The following is an 18,962-nucleotide window of genomic DNA, read 5'->3' as shown; positions in this document are numbered from 1 at the left end:
TGACCAAAAGGTCAATGCCCTGCCTTTTTCATGCCATCTTGTACGCTCTGGGGGCCGCTCGCTTGCGTATGCTCAACCTGTTGCGTTCCGTTGATCCCTTGCCAAAAAGGGACAGGTTTATTTTGGTAGGCTTTTCCTGCTTGGATTTGAAACATTTCGTTCGGCCAAAGCGTATCTATGGTGAGGACCTCATCAAGAACCATCAGCGTCACCGGGAGGTGATTATGGAAGAACAAGCTTTTAGACAGGCGGTTGAAGACCACCGTGATGTCGTGTTTCGGATCGCCTTGACGTATCTGCGCGATCGCGCTGACGCCGACGATGTCGCTCAAGACGTCTTTCTAAAGTTACTCAAAAGCGATACGCATTTTGAAAGCTGGGAGCATCTTCGCCGATGGCTTATCCGGGTCACGATCAATGAATGCAAATCGCTCTTTCGAAAGCCATGGAGGCGTGTGGAGGATATTGAGAACCTGGCCGATTCGCTTTCGACGGCGCAGGATGAGACTAGGGCCGTCCTATTAGACGTCATGCGGCTTCCGGAACGATTCCGTATCCCCATCGTGCTCTATTACTATCTGGGCTTTTCGACCTCAGAGATTGCCGAGTTATTGCATGTGCCAGCCGCGACCGTTCGAACGCGTTTAGCTCGCGGTAGATCGAAGCTCAAGTTCATCCTAGAGGAGGGCGACCGTGAAATCCAACCAGATCAAGCAGGCCTTCGAGTCCGTCCAAGCCGATAGCGATCTTGCTGACCGTGTTCTTTATGCCGCTGCTGGCGAGCCGCTTCACCGAAAGGGTCACGCGAAGCCTCTGTATGTTGCCGTAATCGGATGTCTTGCCGGAGTGCTGGCGACCGGAGGGGTCGCCTACGCTGTTGTCAATTCCAGTTATTTTGCCTCTGCCTGGGGAAACCATGGCAACGGAGAGTCCGTTACCTGGACAAATGGCGGCTCGTCGGGGACGAAATATACCTACACCAGAGAGTTTGGTGATGGTATCGCGCCCCAAAGCCTGGAGGGTGCAGTCCAGAAGGTCAATCTGTCCGTCGAGGGCAACGGCTATACGCTCGACATTCATGAGATGGCAATCGACGAGAACGGTTGCGGTGCTGTGACGTTTACATTGTCCAATCCGAATGGCGTTAACTACTACAAGCCGGCGGCAGAGCTTGGCGAACTTGTTCTCTATGGTGAAGAAGAAGGGGGCGTCAGTACACCCAGCATGAACTTCGGCGAGGAATGGGCTGATACACGCTGCACCATTGATAAGGACACATCAAGCGATACTGTCATTAATGGCACGATGTACTTTGCTTCTATGGATCGCGAGCGAGGTTTTCAACATGCGGTCACCTGGAATATCTCGTGGACCGAGGGCGAAGGAGAGGATGCGAAGCCGTTCGAGGCATCGACACCCGAGTTTAGCGTTGGAGCGTACGTCGATACTAAGGAACTCCGCTCCGATGACACGCCTCTCGAGATCAGCCCGTTTTCCATCCAGACGCACATCGATGATCTGGGCATTGACGCAGTCACGAAGAAGTTGACGGTTACCTACAAGGATGGATCGGAGCAGATTATCGAAGATGACGACGCAGGGGCGTTCAACTTATATTTTTCTTATACGCGCAATAGCGGAGAGAACATCTGGGTGCCAACGATGTTGATTGATGTCGACCAAGTGGTTTCAGTAACGCTCGAAGGCACACGCTGCACTTCAACAGGGGGCGCCGAAACGTCGGAACCCTTTACCATCGTCTATTCGTAAGATTTGGGGCCGCTTTCTACTAGGGGAAGCGGCCTTCTTTGCGGTAAATGGGCGGTTAGACCGCACGATATTCGCCTGCATTCCTGAAGTATGCGGCAAAATCTTGATGGGTCGACCACACCGTATATGCTCAAGCGCTCTACCTGCGGGTTTATTATCGCAAAACCCCGGTGCGCTCGGCGGGTCCAGAATTTGCCGCATACTTCCGAAAGCGCCGCCGATTTCCATACGACAGGTGAGAGCAGATCACCGTTGGAGCGCGACGTTTCCCCAGATAAAACCGACCAAAATAAACCTGTCCCTTTTTGGCAGGTAACGTTGCCCCGACGAGCACGTCGGATCCCCGGCCCGGGCGGCACAGGGGTTAAGTTTGTCGCGAGTTCCGCACGAGCCGGAGGCCACTTAATGTGGCCTCCGTGCGAGCCAGGACTGTAGAGCAGCAAACTTAACCCCTGTGCCGCCCGGCCCGGGGATCCGCCCCCACGCACAGGAGGGGATTCCTTTTGTGTAGGCTTTGCGGAAATGTGCCAATTTTGGGATACGCCCGGCGGCGTGGTCTGTTGACGGCACAGCTAACGCCACGTATCCTATCGAACTGCGTGTTTCGTAGGGGGATGCTGACCCCTCGATTCAAGCCGTTGCACTTTACAGAAAGCTGGAATCATTCGAGAAGGAGTACGCTTTGCCTACTATTAACCAGCTGGTTCGCCAGGGCCGTCGTTCCGTGCCCAAGAAGTCCAAGAACGCTGCTCTGCAGCACAACTCCCAGAAGCGCGGCGTGTGCACCCGCGTCTTCACCACGAGCCCCAAGAAGCCGAACTCGGCTCTTCGTAAGGTTGCCCGTGTTCGCCTCGTCAACGGCATCGAAGTTACTGCTTACATCCCGGGTGAGGGCCACAACCTGCAGGAGCACTCCATCGTGCTCGTCCGCGGCGGTCGTGTCCGTGACCTCCCTGGTGTCCGTTATCACGTCATCCGTGGCGCCTACGACGCTGCTCCGGTCCAGAACCGTATGCAGGCCCGTTCCAAGTACGGTGCTAAGCGCCCCAAGGCTAAATAAGCCAGATAACGTTTTGATACTTTCGCCGTGTGCCGTCTTGAGCGCCGCACGGTAGACACTTAAGGAGATTTCACATGCCGCGTCGTGCAGCAGCTAATCGTCGTGAGGTTCAGCCTGACGCCGTTTACAACAACCGCCTGGTGACTCAGCTCATCAACAAGGTCCTTCTTGACGGCAAGAAGGCCACCGCTGAGCGCATCGTTTACACCGCTTTCGAGATCGTTGCCGAGAAGTCCGAGGGTGGCGACGCTCTCGCTACCTTCAAGAAGGCTATGGACAACGTCAAGCCCACGCTCGAGGTTAAGCCCAAGCGTGTCGGTGGCGCTACCTATCAGGTCCCGATGGAGGTCAACTCCCGTCGTTCCACCGCTCTGGGTATCCGCTGGATCGTCAACTTCTCCCGCGCTCGCAAGGAGAAGACCATGGCCGAGCGTCTCGCCAACGAGATCCTCGACGCTTCCAACGGCCTGGGCGCTTCCGTCAAGAAGCGTGAGGACGTCTTCAAGATGGCCGAGGCCAACCGCGCGTTCTCTCACTATCGTTGGTAAGTTAAGGTAAGGAACTAACATGGCTAAGCCTAAGTACAAGCTTTCCGATACCCGTAACATCGGCATCATGGCTCACATCGATGCCGGTAAGACCACCACGACCGAGCGTATTCTTTACTACACCGGTAAGACCCACAAAATCGGTGAGGTCCATGAGGGCGCTGCCACCATGGACTGGATGGTTCAGGAGCAGGAGCGCGGCGTAACCATTACCTCCGCTGCTACCACGTGCTTCTGGAACAAGGACGGTAAGGACTACCGCATCCAGATCATCGACACCCCGGGCCACGTTGACTTCACCGCCGAGGTCGAGCGCTGCCTGCGCGTCCTCGATGGCGCTGTCGCCGTCTTCGACGCCGTTGCCGGCGTTCAGCCCCAGTCTGAGACCGTTTGGCGTCAGGCTTCCACCTTCAACGTCCCCCGCATCGCCTTCATCAACAAGTATGACCGCGTGGGCGCTGACTTCTTCAACGCTATCGAGACCATGAAGGATCGTCTCGACGCTAACGCCGTGGCCGCTCAGGTCCCGATGGGCGCCGAGGACAACTTCTGGGGCGTCATCGACCTCGTCACCATGACTGCATGGGACTTCAAGGCCGACGAGAAGGGCATGACCTACCCCGAGCCGATGGACGAGATCCCGGCTGAGTTTGCCGACATCGCTGCCACCAAGCGCGAGGAGCTCCTCGACGCTGCTGCCAGCTTTGACGACGAGCTCATGGAGAAGATCCTCATGGAGGAGGACTTCACCGTCGAGGAGCTCAAGGCTGCTCTGCGCAAGGGTGTTCTGGCCAACGAGCTTAACCTCGTCTTTGTGGGCTCCGCCTACAAGAACAAGGGCGTTCAGGAGCTGCTCGACGCTGTCGTCGACTACCTGCCCAGCCCGCTTGACGTCGAGGCCGTCACCGGTACCGATCCGGACACCGGCGAGGAGATCCAGCGTCATCCCTCCTTCGACGAGCCCTTCTCCGGCCTGGTCTTCAAGATCATGACCGACCCGTTCGTCGGTAAGCTCACCTACGTCCGCGTTTACTCCGGCCGCGCTGAGTCCGGCTCCTACGTGGTCAACGCTTCCAACGGTCAGCGCGAGCGCCTCGGCCGCATCCTCGAGATGAACGCCGCCGAGCGTATCGACCGCGACGACGCTGCCGCCGGCGACATCGTCGCTTGCGTCGGCTTCAAGAACTCCACCACCGGTGACACCCTGTGCGCCGAGGGCAAGGAGATCGTCCTCGAGAAGATCGAGTTCGCTAAGCCCGTTATCGACGTTGCCATCGAGCCCAAGACCAAGGCCGAGCAGGACAAGATGTCCCTGGCTCTGACCAAGCTCGCCGAGGAGGACCCGACCTTCCAGGTGTCCACCAACCACGAGACCGGCCAGACCATCATCGCCGGCATGGGCGAGCTGCACCTCGAGATCATCGTCGACCGTCTGCTCCGTGAGTTCAAGGTTGACGCTAACGTTGGTAAGCCCCAGGTTGCCTACCGCGAGACCGCTGGTCACGACGTCGAGAAGGCTGAGGGCAAGTTCGTCCGTCAGTCCGGTGGTCGCGGTCAGTACGGCCACGCCGTCATCAAGCTCGAGAAGATGGAGGAGGGCTTCGGCTACGAGTTCGTCAACGCTATCGTCGGCGGCGTCGTGCCCAAGGAGTACATCCCGTCCATCGACAAGGGCATCCAGGAGGCCCTGAACACCGGTGTTATCGCCGGCTTCCCGGTCCTCGACGTTAAGGTCACCCTGTTCGACGGTTCTTACCACGAGGTCGACTCCTCCGAGGCCGCCTTCAAGATCGCCGGTTCCATGGCTATCAAGGACGCCCTCAAGAAGTCCGATCCGCAGCTGCTCGAGCCGATCATGGCTGTCGAGGTCGAGACCCCCGAGCAGTACATGGGCGACGTTATGGGCAACCTCTCCGGTCGCCGCGGCAAGATCGAGGGCATGGAGGATCGCAAGAACAGCAAGCTCATCCGTGCCAAGGTGCCGCTGGGCGAGATGTTCGGTTACGCTACCGACCTTCGCTCCCAGACCCAGGGCCGTGCATCCTACACGATGCAGTTCGACTCTTATGAGCCCGCGCCCAAGTCCATCGTGGACGAGGTCATGAGCAAGAACGCCTAAGTTCGAGCTCCCTGTTACGTAATCCGCGAGAACATCTCTCGCACTCTTTGGAGGTTTAAGTTGGCTACCCAGAAGATCCGCATTCGCCTCAAGGGCTATGATCACGAGGTCGTCGATCAGTCCGCGAAGCTCATCGTCGAGACCGCTCAGAAGACCGGTGCTCGCGTTTCCGGTCCTGTCCCCCTGCCCACCGAGCGTAACCTGTACACGGTTATCCGCTCGCCGCACGTGAACAAGGACTCCCGTGAGCAGTTCGAGATGCGCACCCACAAGCGCCTCATCGACATCCTCGACCCCACCTCGGGCACCGTTGATTCGCTCATGCGTCTCGACCTTCCCGCTGGTGTCGATATCGACATCAAGCTCTAAGCTTTTTGCTCGATCGCACGATTGATAAGGCCGCAGCCCTTTGGGTTGCGGCCTTTTTGTATCGATGCTGTAAAGGGTCTACACTACTGAGCTATTCGACAAACGGGTGTATGAGTAACGCTGTTGGGGGCAGGTAAAGATGGTCGAGTGGATTGTTAAACGAGCACAAGGTGACCGTGCGCGCGTGGGCACGTTGACGGGCGTGGTGTGCATTATCGCCAATGTGGCACTTTGCGCTGCAAAGGGCGTAATTGGCGTGCTGTCGGGGTCGGTTTCAATCGTGGCGGACGCCATGAACAACCTGTCCGACGCCAGCTCAAACATCGTGAGCGTGCTTGGCTTTAAGCTGGCGAGTAAGCCGGCGGACCCTGAGCATCCTTACGGACATGGACGCTACGAGTATCTCTCGGGCCTGGTCGTGGCGGCGCTCGTGCTGCTCATCGGCCTTGAGCTAATCAAATCCTCGGTTGAACGCATCATCCATCCCGAGCCAGTTGAGTTCTCGCTTGCCCTGGTTGCGGTCCTGCTGCTTTCGATGGTCATTAAGCTGTGGATGGCGGCCCTCAACCAAAAGCTCGGCGACCGTATTGAGTCCGAGACGCTGCATGCGACGGCTCAGGATTCCAAGAACGATGTTCTTGCCACGGGTGCTGTGCTGGCATGTGCGATTGTTTCTCAGGTGACGTATGTCAATCTTGATGCCTGGGTCGGCCTTGCCGTTGGCGCCTATATTGGCTGGAGCGGCTTTGAGCTTATCCAAGATACGGTGAGCCCGCTTTTGGGCCAAGCACCCGACCCCAAACTGGTCAAGCATATCCGTGGCAAGATCATGAGTTATCCCGGTGTTTTGGGCGTGCATGACCTGATGGTTCACGATTACGGTCCGGGCAGGAAGTTTGCGAGCGCCCACGCCGAGATGGCAGCTGAGGTCAGTCCACTAGAGAGCCACGACACGCTCGATAACATCGAACAGTCGTTTAAGGACGAAGACGGCATGATCGTCACGCTCCATTACGACCCCATCGTGACCGACGACCCCAAGGTGGCGAGCATGCGTTTGTGCATTAACGCTATGGCTCAACAGATCGATAGCCGCCTTTCGATTCACGACTTGCGCTGCGTGCCGGGCCCTACGCACACCAACGTGATCTTTGACTGCGTGCGTCCCTCGGATCTGCAGATGAGTGCCGAAGACGTAAAGCACACGCTGGCCCAGAGGGTCGAATCCGAATATCCTAAGTCGATTGCCAAGATTACGATTGACGAAGACTACGTAGGCCATGCCCACGAGTAGGGCTGTGTCGGCAAAGTAATGTATGCAGAAGGGGAGAACATGAAGAGGCTGTATCTGCTCCGCCATGGCCAGACGGAATTCAACGTCAAAAAGCTGGTCCAGGGCCGCTGCGATTCACCGTTGACCGACCTTGGCCGCAAACAAGCGGGAATGGCGGCCGCATGGCTCAAGGGCCACGACGTCGTCCCCGACAAAGTGGTCTCATCGCCCTTAGGCCGAGCTATGGACACGGCAAGTCTCGTCGCAACCGAGCTCCTCGGCCCGGACGCAGCCGTCGAACCCTGCGAAGGCATCATCGAGCGCAGCTACGGTACCTTCGAAGAAGGCCCTCACGACGCCCTGCCCACCGACGTCTGGGACCCCGGCGAGGATTTGGTCCCATTTGGCGGAGAAGGAAGCCATGCCCTGCAGGAGCGCATGGTAAGTACCCTCGCTTACCTCATGAGCGCCGAAGACGTTGAAACTCTCCTAGCAGTAAGTCACGGCAGCGCCAGCCGCCAATTCATCAAGGCTGCAGCCCCAGAGGGCTTCGAGCTCCCAACAAAACTCCCCAACTGTGCCATCATGATCTTCGATTTCGATGAGGCGAAGCCACAAGCAGAAGGCGAGCCAATGCAATGCAAGTTCACCCTCCAGCAAATAGTGGACCCCCAACAAAGTAATTAGCTGAGCGAGCAGAGTTAAGCAGACATCAACGTGTCGTCTCTCGAGCTTTGGCGGAGGGGCGGCGAAATATATTAAGTTTGTCGCGAGTTCCGCACGCAAAGGAAAGCACTTAATGTGCTTTCCGTCTTGCGCAGGACTGTAGAGCAGCAAACTTAATATATTTCGCCGCCCCTCCGCCAAAGCCCAGGCGATTCCACGCACTTTACCTGCGTAAACAATGTGAGTGAAATATGAATCTCGATGGATACGCCCGCAGCCGTGTATACTAAACAGCTGTGTGAAACCAGGGGAGTATTCTGGCTGGACAAAATGCCTGCTTAATAGGGTTGTCAGGTAGTTCGGGCACAATACAAGGCTGGGGAGCACGTCGTGTAAGTAGTGGTCCTCTAGGGGCGTACGCTCGGTGGTGTACGCATTGTCCCAAGACCACGCGAGAGTTGGGATCATATCTTGATCAGCATGATTCTCGGCCGCAAGATTGGCATGACCCAGGTTTGGGACGAGAACGACAACGTCGTTCCCGTCACGGTCATCCAGGCTGGCCCCTGCGCTGTCTCGCAGGTTAAAACTCAGGCAACCGACGGCTATGACGCCGTCCAGATCGGTTTCGGCGACATCAAGGCCAAGAACGTGAACAAGCCCATGGCTGGTCACTTCGCCAAGGCTGGCGTCGAGCCTGTCCGCTTCCTTCGTGAGGTCCGCGTCGAGAACGGCGAGGAGCACAAGGTCGGCGAGGTCGTTACCGTCGCTGATTTCGCTGATGTCGAGAAGGTCGACGTCATCGGCACCTCCAAGGGTAAGGGCTTCCAGGGTCGCATCAAGCGCTGGGGTCAGCGCCGCGGTCCTATGACGCATGGTTCTCACTTCCAGCGTCACCCCGGTTCTATCGGTCAGTGCGCCTATCCTGCGCGCGTCCTCAAGGGCGTCAAGATGGCCGGTCACATGGGTAACGAGCGCGTTACCGTCAAGAACCTTTCCGTTGTCCGCATCGATGCCGAGCAGAACCTCATCTTGGTCAAGGGCGCTGTCCCGGGTGCCAAGAATGGTCTCGTCGCCATCCGTATGGCCTAAGGGCCCAGCCCATTTAGCCCAGCGTCATACCAAGGAGAACACTTAAATGGCAAAGTTTGAAGTAAAGAACAGCGAGGGCAAGAAGGTCGCCGAGGCCGAGCTCGCCGCTGAGGTGTACGGCATCGAGCCGAACATCCACGTTATGCACCACATCGTCAAGTGCCAGATGGCCTCTTGGCGTCAGGGCACCCAGTCTGCTAAGGGTCGCTCTGAGGTTTCCGGTGGCGGCAAGAAGCCTTGGCGTCAGAAGGGTACTGGCCGTGCCCGCCAGGGTTCCATCCGTGCTGCCCAGTGGCGTCACGGTGGCGTCGTCTTCGCCCCCAAGCCCCGTTCCTACGCTAAGCGTATGAACAACAAGGAGGTCAAGCTGGCTATGCGCTCCGCGCTGTCCGCCAAGCTGGCCGATGGCGAGCTCGTGCTCGTCGACGACTACGGCTTCGAGAAGCCTTCCACCAAGGCTGCCGTTGCCATGCTCAAGGCTCTCGGCCTTGAGGGCAAGCGTCTGACCATCATCGTTCGCGATGAGGACGTCAACGCCTACCTGTCGTTCCGCAACATTCCCAAGACGTTCATCATCACCGCCGACGAGGCCAACACCTACGATCTCGTCAACAACAACGCTGTGCTGATGCCCGCCGACATCGCCGCTCACTTCGGGGAGGTGCTTGCATAAATGACCGCCCACGAGATCATCATCCGTCCGATCGTGTCCGAGCGTTCCTTCTCCGGCATGGAGCAGAACAAGTACACGTTCGAGGTCGCCAAGGATGCTAACAAGTATCAGATCAAGGACGCTGTCGAGGAGATCTTCGGCGTCAAGGTCGTTCGCGTGAACACCCTGACGGTCAAGCCCAAGACCAAGCGCGTGCGCTATGTCGCCGGCAAGACCCGTTCTTGGAAGAAGGCCATCGTCACGCTGGCCGAGGGCGACACCATCGAGGTCTTTGGCAACCAGGCCTAAGACTCGCTGCTGTTGAGTGAGCTCATGCCTCCCAAATAGGGGAGGCGAGAGCTCAAGGTTTTGGGCGTATAAAATGGACACGCCCGGAACCGTGTATACGTCCGGTGTCATCGCACCCGAGGCAGAACCTCGAATCCCTGTCTGCGATGGCTAACGGATTCCTATTGAAAGGGATTGTAATGGCTGTAAAGCACCTTAAGCCGACCTCCGCTGGTAGGCGTTGGCAGACGATCTCCGACTTCTCCGAGATCACCTGCACCAAGCCCGAGAAGTCTCTTCTCGAGCCCCTGCCCAAGAAGGCCGGTCGTAACAACAACGGTCGCATCACCACCCGCCACCAGGGCGGCGGCGTGAAGCGTCGTTACCGCGTGATCGACTTCAAGCGCAACAAGGACGGCGTGCCCGCCAAGGTTGCCACGATCGAGTACGATCCGAACCGTTCCGCTCGCATCGCTCTGCTGCACTACGCTGACGGTGAGAAGCGCTACATCCTGGCCCCCAAGGGCCTCGAGGTCGGTCAGACCATCATGTCCGGTTCTGACGCCGACATCAAGCCGGGCAACGCTCTGCCCCTCGCCGACATCCCCGTCGGTACGCTCATCCACGCCGTCGAGTTCCAGCCGGGCAAGGGCGCTGCTATCGCCCGTTCCGCCGGTAACTCCTGTCAGCTGATGGGTAAGGAGGGCAAGTACGCTATCGTCCGTATGCCTTCCTCCGAGATGCGCCGCATCCTCGTTACCTGCCGCGCCACCGTCGGTGAGGTCGGCAACGCCGATCACGCCAACATCGTCATCGGCAAGGCCGGCCGTAAGCGTCACATGAACGTGCGCCCGACCGTCCGCGGTACCGTCATGAACCCTGTCGACCACCCGCACGGCGGTGGCGAGGGCAAGAACCACACCTCTGGTCGTCCCTCTGTTACCCCCTGGGGTAAGCCGACGAAGGGCCTTCGTACGCGCAAGAAGAAGAAGGTCTCGAACCAGCACATCATTCGTCGCCGTAAGAAGTAATTTCGGATACCGAGTTTTAGGAGAAAGCACTTATGAGCAGAAGTCTCAAAAAGGGCCCGTTCGTGGAGACTCGCCTTCTCTCGCGTATCACCGCGATGAACGAGGCTGGCAAGAAGGACGTCGTGAAGACCTGGTCCCGCGCGTCCACTATCTTCCCCGAGATGGTTGGTCACACCATCGCCGTCCACGACGGCCGCAAGCATGTGCCCGTGTATGTTACCGAGTCCATGGTTGGTCACAAGCTCGGCGAGTTCGCGCCGACTCGTACGTTCCGTGGCCACAAGGCCAAATAGGGGGTTAACCGTAAATGGCAACTAAGTCTATTGAAACTGAGGCCACCGAGGTTCGCGCCGTCGCTAAGTACGTGCGTGTTTCCCCCAGCAAGGCCCGCCTGGTGGTCGATTTGATCCGCCGCAAGCCTGTCGCTCAGGCCTTCGACATCCTCCACTTCTGCGACCGCGCCGTCGCCGTGGATGTCGAGAAGGTTCTCCGTTCCGCCGTTGCGAACGCCGAGAACAACAACGGTCTGCGTGCCGACAACCTGGTTGTCGCCGCTGCCTATGTTGACGAGGGTCCGACGCTTAAGCGCATCCGTCCCCGCGCCAAGGGTTCCGCTTCTCGTATTCTGAAGCGTACTTCCCACATCACCGTCGTCGTTGCTCCTCGAAAGGAGGCGTAAAGCTGTATGGGTCAGAAAGTCTACCCCACCGGCTTCCGTCTTGGCATTACCGAGAACTGGCGCTCCCGCTGGTTCGCAGAGAAGGATTACGCTAAGACCCTCGGTAACGATCTCGAGATTCGCAAGTACCTCGAGAAGCGTCTTTCCCGCGCAGCTGTCTCCCGCGTCGAGATCGAGCGCGCTGGCGACAAGGTGAAGGTCATCATCCTCACCGCTCGCCCCGGCGTTGTCATCGGTAAGAAGGGTGCCGAGATCGATACCCTCCGCACCGAGCTCGAGAAGGTCGCTGGCGTCTCCAAGGGCCAGCTCTCCGTCGACGTTGTCGAGATCAAGCGCCCCGAGCTCGACGCCAACCTCGTTGCTCAGTCTATCGCCGAGCAGCTCGAGGGCCGCGTTGCCTTCCGTCGCGCTATGCGCAAGGCTGTCCAGTCCGCCCGCAAGGCCGGCGCTAAGGGCATCCGTATCCAGTGCTCCGGTCGTCTCGGCGGTGCCGAGATGGGCCGTCGTGAGTGGTACCGCGAGGGTCGCGTGCCTCTGCACACCCTCCGTGCCAAGATCGACTACGGCACGGCTGTCGCCAGCACCACCATGGGCGCTTGCGGCGTGAAGGTCTGGATCTACCTGGGCGAGAAGCTCCCGGGCCAGCCTGTTCCCAACCCTGCACTCGAGGGCTCTTCCCGTCCTCGTCGTCGTAACTCCGAGAGGAGGGGTCAGTAGTGCTTGCCCCTAAGCGTATTCTTCACCGCAAGGTGCAGCGTGGCTCCATGAAGGGCCAGGCCAAGGGTAATACCGAGCTGCATTTCGGCGAGTTTGGTATCCAGGCTCTCGAGGCCCATTGGATCACCAACCGTCAGATCGAGGCCGCTCGTATTGCCATGACCCGCTACATGAAGCGTGGCGGTCGTGTCTACATCACGATCTTCCCCGATAAGCCCATCACCAAGAAGCCTGCGGAGACCCGCATGGGCTCCGGTAAGGGTAACCCCGAGGAGTGGGTGGCCGTCGTCAAGCCCGGCCGCATTATGTTCGAGGTCAAGGGCGTGCCCGAGGAGGTCGCTCGCGAGGCTCTGCGTCTGGCGCAGCACAAGCTCCCCATCAAGACCAAGATCGTCGCTAAGCCTGCCGCTAAAGAGACGGCCGAGGAGGAGAACTAATGAAGCCCGCAGAGATTCGTGAGCTCTCGGACGCTCAGCTCGTTGAGAAGCTGAAGGAAATGCGCGCCGAGCTCTTTAACCTTCGTTTCCAGATGGCCACCAGCCAGCTGGACAACACCGCTCGCGTTAACACCGTGAAGAAGGACATTGCTCGTGTCCTCACGGAGCAGCGCGCCCGCGAGATCGCAGCGGAGAAGTCCGCTGTCGCCGAGTAGGACCTAAGGAGAGAACATGACTGATTCGCGTAACACGCGTAAGGTCCGTACGGGTGTCGTTACCTCTGTCTCCGGTGCCAAGACCATCGTCGTCACCATCACCGAGCGCAAGCGTCACCCCAAGTACGGCAAGATGATGACCACCTCCAAGAAGCTGCACGCTCATGACGAGGAGTGCACGGCTGGCGTGGGCGATACCGTCCGCGTTATGGAGACCCGTCCTATGTCCAAGATGAAGCGTTGGCGCCTCATCGAGGTCGTCGAGCGCGCTAAATAAGCAGTCGCTCTTACGACTTGTACGTTTCCGAAGATGTGCGTATGCCTGGCTTGCATACCACGGGCCGTATAAAGGCTGCGCACCTCTCTTCGGTTCTTAGTTCGGAGGAACATCTACCATGATTCAGATGCAAACCATGCTGAACGTCGCCGACAACTCCGGCGCTCGCAAGATTCGCTGCATCAAGGTGCTTGGCGGTTCCAAGCGTCGTTATGCAGGCATCGGCGATGTGTTCATCGGTGCTGTCCAGGAGGCTACCCCTGGCGCCAACGTCAAGAAGAAGGACGTTGTCCGTTGCGTCGTCGTTCGCACCGTTAAGGAGATCCGCCGCAAGGATGGCTCCTACATTCGCTTTGATGACAACGCCTGCGTCGTCATCAACAACGATGGTTCGCCCGTCGGCACCCGTATCTTCGGGCCCGTCGCTCGCGAGCTTCGTGACAAGAAGTACATGAAGATCGTCTCGCTCGCTCCCGAGACCCTGTAGTTAGGGGAGATATATGTATATCAAGAAGGGCGATAAGGTCCAGGTTCTCTCTGGTAAGGATCGCGGCAAGCAGGGCGTTATCCTGCGTGCTCTCCCTGCCGAGAACAAGGTCGTTGTCGAGGGCGTTTCGGTCGTCAAGAAGGCCGTCAAGCCCAACGCTGCCAACCAGCAGGGCGGCATCGTTTCGCAGGAGGCTCCCATCGACGCCTCCAACGTCAATCTCGTTTGCCCCGAGTGCGGTAAGGTTACCCGCGTCGGTCACGAGAAGGACGGCAAGAACAAGCTGCGCGTCTGCAAGAAGTGCGGCCACAAGTTCTAAGCTGCCCGCAACATCAAGTTGCTAGCAAAGGTCCGGATGCCCCACGGCACCCGGGCCTTTTTTGATCCCCACTCATTGGGGACATACTTAAATGAGTTACTCATTGGGGACAGACTTACATGAGTACCCTAACTGGGTAAGCATAAATGAGCGGGTCGTGCTGTATAAATTGCTTGTGTGCGCGTTTATGCGCGTTAGATTGCGTTAAATTACGCACCTATGCGTATATATGTGCCGTTTACGGGGCAATAATGACCGTTTAGCGGTGAGATACGCAAAAACGCGCACAGACGCGCGTGTTTGTGCGAATATAGAGCTGTCAGAAATGCAAGACGTTCTATGACACAGGAGACACATAATGGCAGATTCTAAGCAGGCTCCACTCGACGCCGCGGCAGCCGCCAAAGCAGCATTTGCTTCGGTCCAGGACAAGCCGTTCCCTAACGACATCTTTACGGCTCCCGAGCTCCGTTGGGCTGTGATCGGTTGCGGCGTTATTGCCAACCAGATGGCTCAGTCCCTTGCCCTGGCCGGCCGCAAGCTTACGGGCGTTGCCAACCGCACGCTCACCAAGGCTCAGACTTTTGCCGACCAGTACGGCGTCGAGAAGGTCTATGACACGGTTGAGGATCTCTACGCCGATCCTGACATCGACGCCGTCTACATCACCACCCCGCACAACACCCATATCACCTATCTGCGCGCCGCCCTGGCGGCCGGCAAGCACGTTCTCTGCGAGAAGGCCATCACGCTCAACTCCGCCGAGCTCGATGAGGCCCGCGCCATTGCCGCCGAACACAACGTGGTCCTTATGGACGCTACCACGGTGCTCCACATGCCTTTGTATCAAGAGCTGCGCCGCCGCATGGATGCCGGCGAGTTTGGCCGCATGAACCTCGCTCAGCTCAACTTTGGTAGCTACAAGGAGTACGGCGATCTGACCAACCGTTTCTACAACCGCAACCTCGCCGGCGGTGCCATGCTCGATATTGGCGTATACGCCCTGTCCGTCATGCGCCTGTTTATGGCGAGCCAGCCCGTCGAGGTCGTGTCTCTGGGGAACACCTGCGAGACCGGCGTGGACGTTGCAGGCGGCATCGTCTGCCGCAATGCCGAGCAGCAGCTGGGCGTCGTGAGCCTTACGCTCCACTCCAAGCAGCCAAAGCGCTCGGTTATCAGCTTTGACAATTGCTATGTCGAGGTCAACGAGTATCCGCGCGCCGATCACGCGACGATCGTTTGGACCGCGGACGGTCGTCGCGAGGAGGTCGCCGCGGGCACCGAGGCTTATGCCCTGTGCTACGAGATGGCTGACCTCGAGCAGGCCGTCGCCGGCGACGATTCCAAGCGTGAGCTTCTGGATTATGCTTCTGATGTGATGGAGCTCATGACCAAGCTCCGCGCCGATTGGGGAGTCGTCTACCCCGAGGAGGAGTAAGCGATGCTTGCGGAAGATAGGCTCAATACGATTGTGTCGATGGTGCAGCAGGCTGGCTCGGTAACGGTGCCCGAGCTTGCCGATGCCCTGGGCGTGACGGCCTCTACCATTCGACGCGACCTACAGACGCTCGACCGAGCGCACCGCATCGCCAAGGTGCACGGTGGCGCGACAAGTCTTGAGCGCGCGCACGTGACGCGCGACCTAACGATCAGTGAGCGCAGTGATCTCCATAACGACGACAAGGAGCGTATCTGCGCCCGCGCCGCGGCGCTCGTGGAGCCCGAGAGCTTTGTGTACATCGATTCGGGTTCGACAACGCTCAGACTCATCGAGCATCTTCCGCATCTCGAATCGGTCACCTATGTGACTGATTCCGTGCTCCATGCTCAGCATCTCGCTGTGCGCGGCATGCGCACCGTGGTGCTGGGCGGCGAGCTTAAACCCGAGACCGAGGCGCTCGTTGGCCCCGATGCTCTGGCAACCCTAGACCGCTACAACTTTAACTGCGGTTTTTGGGGTTCTAACGGCATTGCCGCCGAGCAGGGCTTTACGACGCCCGATATCGAGGAAGCGCAGGTCAAGCGTATCTCGATGCGCCATACAGCCAAACGCTTCGTAATCTCGGACGCCAGTAAGTTTGGCATGGTGGCTCCCGTAAAATTTGCGGACTTCCGTGACGCAACGGTTATCACTGCGGGCGAGGTGCCCGCCAAGTACCAGACGATGGAAAACGTCATCACGGTTTAGCAACGGGGCGAAGTAAGGCCAAAACCACCAAAAGGTGCCTGTCCCCATTCTGGTGGTTCCGATGGCCCCGTCGGGCATGATTTCCCAGTACCCCTGTTTCCATACGACGTGATCATGCCCGCCGGGGCCATCGTATAGATATCGCTTAAAAGCGCCGTCACTTCGGTGCTATCAATCACTCAAACACAAGGTAATACGCAGGTTGTGACCCTCGGAAGGGGAGGGCTGGGCCTGCTTGTGCAAAAGGAGGAAACATGTCAGCTGCAAACGAGAAGGTGGGGGGCGGCACTTACGATGTCGTTGCCATCACGGCATGTCCAACGGGCATTGCTCACACATTTATGGCGGCCAAAGGGTTGGAAGACCAGGCAGCCAAGATGGGCGTGAGCATTAAGGTCGAAACTCAGGGTTCGGGCGGCGCTAAAAATGTGCTGACCGCGGCGGACATCGCTGGTGCCAGGGGTGTCATCATTGCGGCGGATAAAAATGTCGAGCTCGATCGCTTCGATGGCAAGCCGGTTTACTCCTGTGCGGTGACGCGTGGCATTAATGACGCCGAGGAGCTTATTAATATTGCGCTTGCGGGCAATGCTCCTATTCATCATGTGTCCGGCGGCGCCGCGGTACAGGCGGCTGCCGAGGGCGAATCCGAGGGGTTGGGTCGTAGGGTCTACAAGGACCTCATGAACGGCGTTTCGCACATGCTCCCCTTTGTCGTTGGCGGCGGCATCCTTATGGCGCTTTCGTTTCTGTTGGACCAGGCGGGTTTGGGCACGAGCGCATACGGCCATAGCACTCCGGTCGCGGCCTTCTTTAACCTTGCGGGCAACCAGGCGTTCAACTTTATGCTCCCCATCCTTGCGGGCTACATTGCCATGTCCATTGCCGATCGTCCGGGCCTGGCCGCGGGCTTTGTGGGCGGCTGGATTGCAAAGCAGGGCTTTACGCTGGGCTATCTCACCACGGCAATGGATGCCGATGCCCAGGCTCAGCTTGTCTCTGCTGGCTTTTTGGGCGCGCTGCTGGTCGGTTTTGCCGCCGGCATTATCGTCAATGCGCTCAAGAAGGCTGCAAGCGTGCTACCCGAGTCGCTCGACGGTATCAAGCCCATGCTCATCTACCCCGTGCTGGGCATTCTCTTTACGAGTCTCTTTATGATGGCCGTTAACCCGATTATGGGCGTTATCAACACCGCCATTAGCGGCGCGCTCAACGGTCTTTCGGGCACGAGCATCGTTCTTTTGGGCATTATCTGCGCCGGCATGCAGGCGACCGACATGGGTGGTCCCATCAACAAGGCCGCATATGTCTTTGGCACCGCGGCCCTTGCCGAGCAAACGCTGCAGGGCAATATGATCATGGCTGCCGTCATGGCGGGCGGTATGGTACCGCCGCTGGTAATCGCGCTCTCCACGACGTTCTTTAAGAACCGCTGGACCGAGGCCGATCGCAAGGCAGGCCTGGTGAACTACATCATGGGTCTGTCGTTTATCACCGAGGGTGCCATTCCCTTTGCCGCGGCCGATCCGCTTCGCGTGTTGCCCGCCTGCATCCTGGGATCTGCGACCGCCGGCGGTCTGTCGATGCTCTTTGGTTGCGCGAGCCCCGCTCCGCACGGTGGCGCCTGGGTTATCGCGGTCATCACAAACCCGGTGCAGTATCTGCTGGCCCTTGCTATCGGTGCCGTGGTCGGCTGCTTGGTCCTGAGCTTCCTTAAGAAGCCTCTCGACAAGGTTGCCGAGTAGCGGGAACGAAAAAGTTTTGCCAATGGAAAGGCGGCAACGTTCATGTGCGGCGTTGCCGTCTTTGCTGTCGGGGGATTTGTCTCGATCTGTAACAGGAGGAGGGGACTATGGGCTCCAGCTGTTACAGGTCGAGATACTTTTTCTGGTGACTCCATAATGTCTCAATCTGTAACATCTGGGACCGATTTTGCCGAGTTATTGTTACAGATTGAGATTTTCCCTTGAGGGGGATTCGAATGTCTCGATCTGTAACAGGTAGACCGGAAAATGGGTTCTAACTGTTACAGATCGAGACGTTTTGGGACCGCGGCTGAGCCATTGCGGCAAAACCACCACAAAGGTGCCTGTCCCCATTGTGGTGGTTTAGGGCTCCCAGGGGCAGGGGGCTTCGATGTGGATGTGCTCGCCGGTTACGGGATGCGTGAAGGACACGCTGTGGGCGTGGAGCATCAGGCCGCAAGGGCGCGGCGTTCCGTACAGGTCGTCGCCAACCAGGGGATGACGCTCGCTCGCCAGATGCACGCGGATTTGGTGCTTGCGGCCGGTGAGCAACTCGACATCGATATACGAGCGCGTGGGCAGGCCTCGGCGGCTCTTGAGGCGCTTGAGCACCTTCACGCGCGTCTGCGATGGCTTGCCGCTGGCGCCGACGCGCATCTTGCGGCTATCGTGGCGGTCGCGGGCGATCGGCTTGTCGATGAGCTTCTCGTTCCAGTCGATTTTGCCCTCGGCGAGCGCCAGATAGTGCTTTTCGAAGGCGTGGTCGATTACCATCTGGTCAAAGGCGGGCTGCGTCTGCTTGTCAAGCGAGAACAGCACCACGCCGGTGGTGTTGCGGTCCAGGCGGTTGAGCGGCTGCATGTCGGTCGCGGCAAAGCCGTCGCCCATCGCCAGCAGCAGGTCGCTGGCGTAGTCGGTAAGTGTGCGCTCACCGGTGCCGTCGCCGTGGACGATCATGCCGGCGGGCTTATCGATGGCCATGAGCCAGGCGTCGCAGTAGAGGACTTGAGGTTCTTCGTTCACGTGTAAG

At 58.6% G+C, this 18,962-nt stretch carries 25 protein-coding genes; 23 read left to right on the top strand and 2 right to left on the bottom strand.

The features are described from left to right. Positions 1–11 precede the first annotated feature (11 nt). Entirely contained in the window at positions 12–332 is a 321-nt protein-coding gene (locus DW029_RS11435; RefSeq protein ID WP_199582479.1) for a hypothetical protein, read from the bottom strand. Here DW029_RS11435 and DW029_RS02035 point away from each other — a divergent pair. The 23 genes from DW029_RS02035 to DW029_RS01925 all read left to right on the top strand — a co-directional run bounded on the left by DW029_RS02035 (position 225) and on the right by DW029_RS01925 (position 17,932). After that, complete coding sequence (locus DW029_RS02035; protein WP_118345209.1) at positions 225–743, top strand: RNA polymerase sigma factor; 519 nt, start codon at positions 225–227, stop codon at positions 741–743. The two genes, DW029_RS11435 and DW029_RS02035, sit on opposite strands and share 108 nt — an antisense overlap. Next, positions 694–1,770, top strand: a complete 1,077-nt coding sequence (locus tag DW029_RS02030; RefSeq protein WP_118345137.1) for a DUF4179 domain-containing protein — start codon at positions 694–696, stop codon at positions 1,768–1,770. The genes DW029_RS02035 and DW029_RS02030 overlap by 50 nt, the downstream gene beginning before the upstream one ends. A gap of 682 nt (positions 1,771–2,452) precedes the next feature. Beyond that, positions 2,453–2,830, top strand: a complete 378-nt coding sequence (rpsL, locus tag DW029_RS02025) for a 30S ribosomal protein S12 (RefSeq protein WP_006235012.1) — start codon at positions 2,453–2,455, stop codon at positions 2,828–2,830. Positions 2,831–2,904: 74 nt separating this feature from the next. Continuing rightward, on the top strand, positions 2,905–3,378 hold the full coding sequence (gene rpsG, locus DW029_RS02020) for a 30S ribosomal protein S7 (protein WP_006235013.1): 474 nt from the start codon (positions 2,905–2,907) through the stop codon (positions 3,376–3,378). A 19-nt stretch (positions 3,379–3,397) separates the two neighbouring features. Continuing rightward, complete coding sequence (gene fusA / locus DW029_RS02015) at positions 3,398–5,497, top strand: elongation factor G (protein WP_022094183.1); 2,100 nt, start codon at positions 3,398–3,400, stop codon at positions 5,495–5,497. Positions 5,498–5,557: 60 nt separating this feature from the next. Then, a complete protein-coding gene (rpsJ, locus tag DW029_RS02010) occupies positions 5,558–5,866 on the top strand; it encodes a 30S ribosomal protein S10 (protein ID WP_022094184.1) in 309 nt (102 codons plus the stop codon). A gap of 139 nt (positions 5,867–6,005) precedes the next feature. Beyond that, a complete protein-coding gene (locus tag DW029_RS02005) occupies positions 6,006–7,160 on the top strand; it encodes a cation diffusion facilitator family transporter (RefSeq protein ID WP_117743071.1) in 1,155 nt (384 codons plus the stop codon). Between the two features lie 39 nt (positions 7,161–7,199). Beyond that, entirely contained in the window at positions 7,200–7,826 is a 627-nt protein-coding gene (locus DW029_RS02000) for a histidine phosphatase family protein (protein ID WP_158572593.1), read from the top strand. A gap of 450 nt (positions 7,827–8,276) precedes the next feature. After that, positions 8,277–8,897 carry a 50S ribosomal protein L3 gene (gene rplC, locus DW029_RS01995; RefSeq protein ID WP_089572481.1) on the top strand — a complete coding sequence of 207 codons (621 nt, stop codon included), beginning with the start codon at positions 8,277–8,279 and terminating at the stop codon, positions 8,895–8,897. A gap of 46 nt (positions 8,898–8,943) precedes the next feature. Beyond that, positions 8,944–9,570, top strand: a complete 627-nt coding sequence (gene rplD, locus DW029_RS01990; protein WP_006235032.1) for a 50S ribosomal protein L4 — start codon at positions 8,944–8,946, stop codon at positions 9,568–9,570. After that, the gene (gene rplW / locus DW029_RS01985; protein WP_006235033.1) at positions 9,571–9,858 is read left to right on the top strand and encodes a 50S ribosomal protein L23; all 288 of its coding nucleotides are present in this window, start codon (positions 9,571–9,573) and stop codon (positions 9,856–9,858) included. It begins immediately after the preceding gene. Between the two features lie 179 nt (positions 9,859–10,037). Continuing rightward, entirely contained in the window at positions 10,038–10,868 is an 831-nt protein-coding gene (gene rplB, locus DW029_RS01980; protein ID WP_055250219.1) for a 50S ribosomal protein L2, read from the top strand. 32 nt (positions 10,869–10,900) lie between these two features. After that, positions 10,901–11,161: a 30S ribosomal protein S19 gene (rpsS, locus tag DW029_RS01975; RefSeq protein ID WP_006235035.1), complete on the top strand. Its 261-nt coding sequence runs from the start codon at positions 10,901–10,903 to the stop codon at positions 11,159–11,161. Between the two features lie 14 nt (positions 11,162–11,175). Beyond that, the gene (gene rplV / locus DW029_RS01970) at positions 11,176–11,547 is read left to right on the top strand and encodes a 50S ribosomal protein L22 (protein ID WP_006235036.1); all 372 of its coding nucleotides are present in this window, start codon (positions 11,176–11,178) and stop codon (positions 11,545–11,547) included. 6 nt (positions 11,548–11,553) lie between these two features. After that, a complete protein-coding gene (gene rpsC, locus DW029_RS01965; protein WP_006235037.1) occupies positions 11,554–12,264 on the top strand; it encodes a 30S ribosomal protein S3 in 711 nt (236 codons plus the stop codon). Continuing rightward, complete coding sequence (rplP, locus tag DW029_RS01960; protein WP_117734329.1) at positions 12,264–12,701, top strand: 50S ribosomal protein L16; 438 nt, start codon at positions 12,264–12,266, stop codon at positions 12,699–12,701. Before rpsC ends, rplP begins: the two co-directional genes overlap by 1 nt. Then, complete coding sequence (gene rpmC, locus DW029_RS01955) at positions 12,701–12,916, top strand: 50S ribosomal protein L29 (protein ID WP_006235039.1); 216 nt, start codon at positions 12,701–12,703, stop codon at positions 12,914–12,916. The genes rplP and rpmC overlap by 1 nt, the downstream gene beginning before the upstream one ends. A 16-nt stretch (positions 12,917–12,932) precedes the next feature. Continuing rightward, on the top strand, positions 12,933–13,193 hold the full coding sequence (rpsQ, locus tag DW029_RS01950; protein WP_117734330.1) for a 30S ribosomal protein S17: 261 nt from the start codon (positions 12,933–12,935) through the stop codon (positions 13,191–13,193). A 118-nt stretch (positions 13,194–13,311) separates the two neighbouring features. Next, positions 13,312–13,680, top strand: a complete 369-nt coding sequence (rplN, locus tag DW029_RS01945; protein WP_117734331.1) for a 50S ribosomal protein L14 — start codon at positions 13,312–13,314, stop codon at positions 13,678–13,680. Positions 13,681–13,693: 13 nt separating this feature from the next. Beyond that, positions 13,694–13,999, top strand: coding sequence for a 50S ribosomal protein L24 (gene rplX / locus DW029_RS01940; RefSeq protein WP_099432059.1), 306 nt, complete (start codon positions 13,694–13,696; stop codon positions 13,997–13,999). 358 nt (positions 14,000–14,357) lie between these two features. Next, complete coding sequence (locus tag DW029_RS01935) at positions 14,358–15,437, top strand: Gfo/Idh/MocA family protein (RefSeq protein ID WP_117743068.1); 1,080 nt, start codon at positions 14,358–14,360, stop codon at positions 15,435–15,437. A gap of 3 nt (positions 15,438–15,440) precedes the next feature. Then, positions 15,441–16,187, top strand: a complete 747-nt coding sequence (locus tag DW029_RS01930; RefSeq protein WP_117743067.1) for a DeoR/GlpR family DNA-binding transcription regulator — start codon at positions 15,441–15,443, stop codon at positions 16,185–16,187. A 254-nt stretch (positions 16,188–16,441) separates the two neighbouring features. After that, on the top strand, positions 16,442–17,932 hold the full coding sequence (locus tag DW029_RS01925) for a PTS fructose transporter subunit IIC (RefSeq protein WP_118345135.1): 1,491 nt from the start codon (positions 16,442–16,444) through the stop codon (positions 17,930–17,932). 363 nt (positions 17,933–18,295) lie between these two features. Here DW029_RS01925 and DW029_RS01920 read toward each other — a convergent pair whose 3' ends face one another. Beyond that, positions 18,296–18,955: an RluA family pseudouridine synthase gene (locus DW029_RS01920; protein WP_231500732.1), complete on the bottom strand. Its 660-nt coding sequence runs from the start codon at positions 18,953–18,955 to the stop codon at positions 18,296–18,298. Positions 18,956–18,962 lie beyond the last annotated feature (7 nt).

It is taken from the genome of Collinsella sp. AF38-3AC (assembly GCF_003474365.1).
Classification (GTDB): Bacteria; Actinomycetota; Coriobacteriia; order Coriobacteriales; family Coriobacteriaceae; genus Collinsella.
Note: the sequence above shows the minus strand (reverse complement) of the source record. Positions and strands in the feature narration are given on the sequence as shown.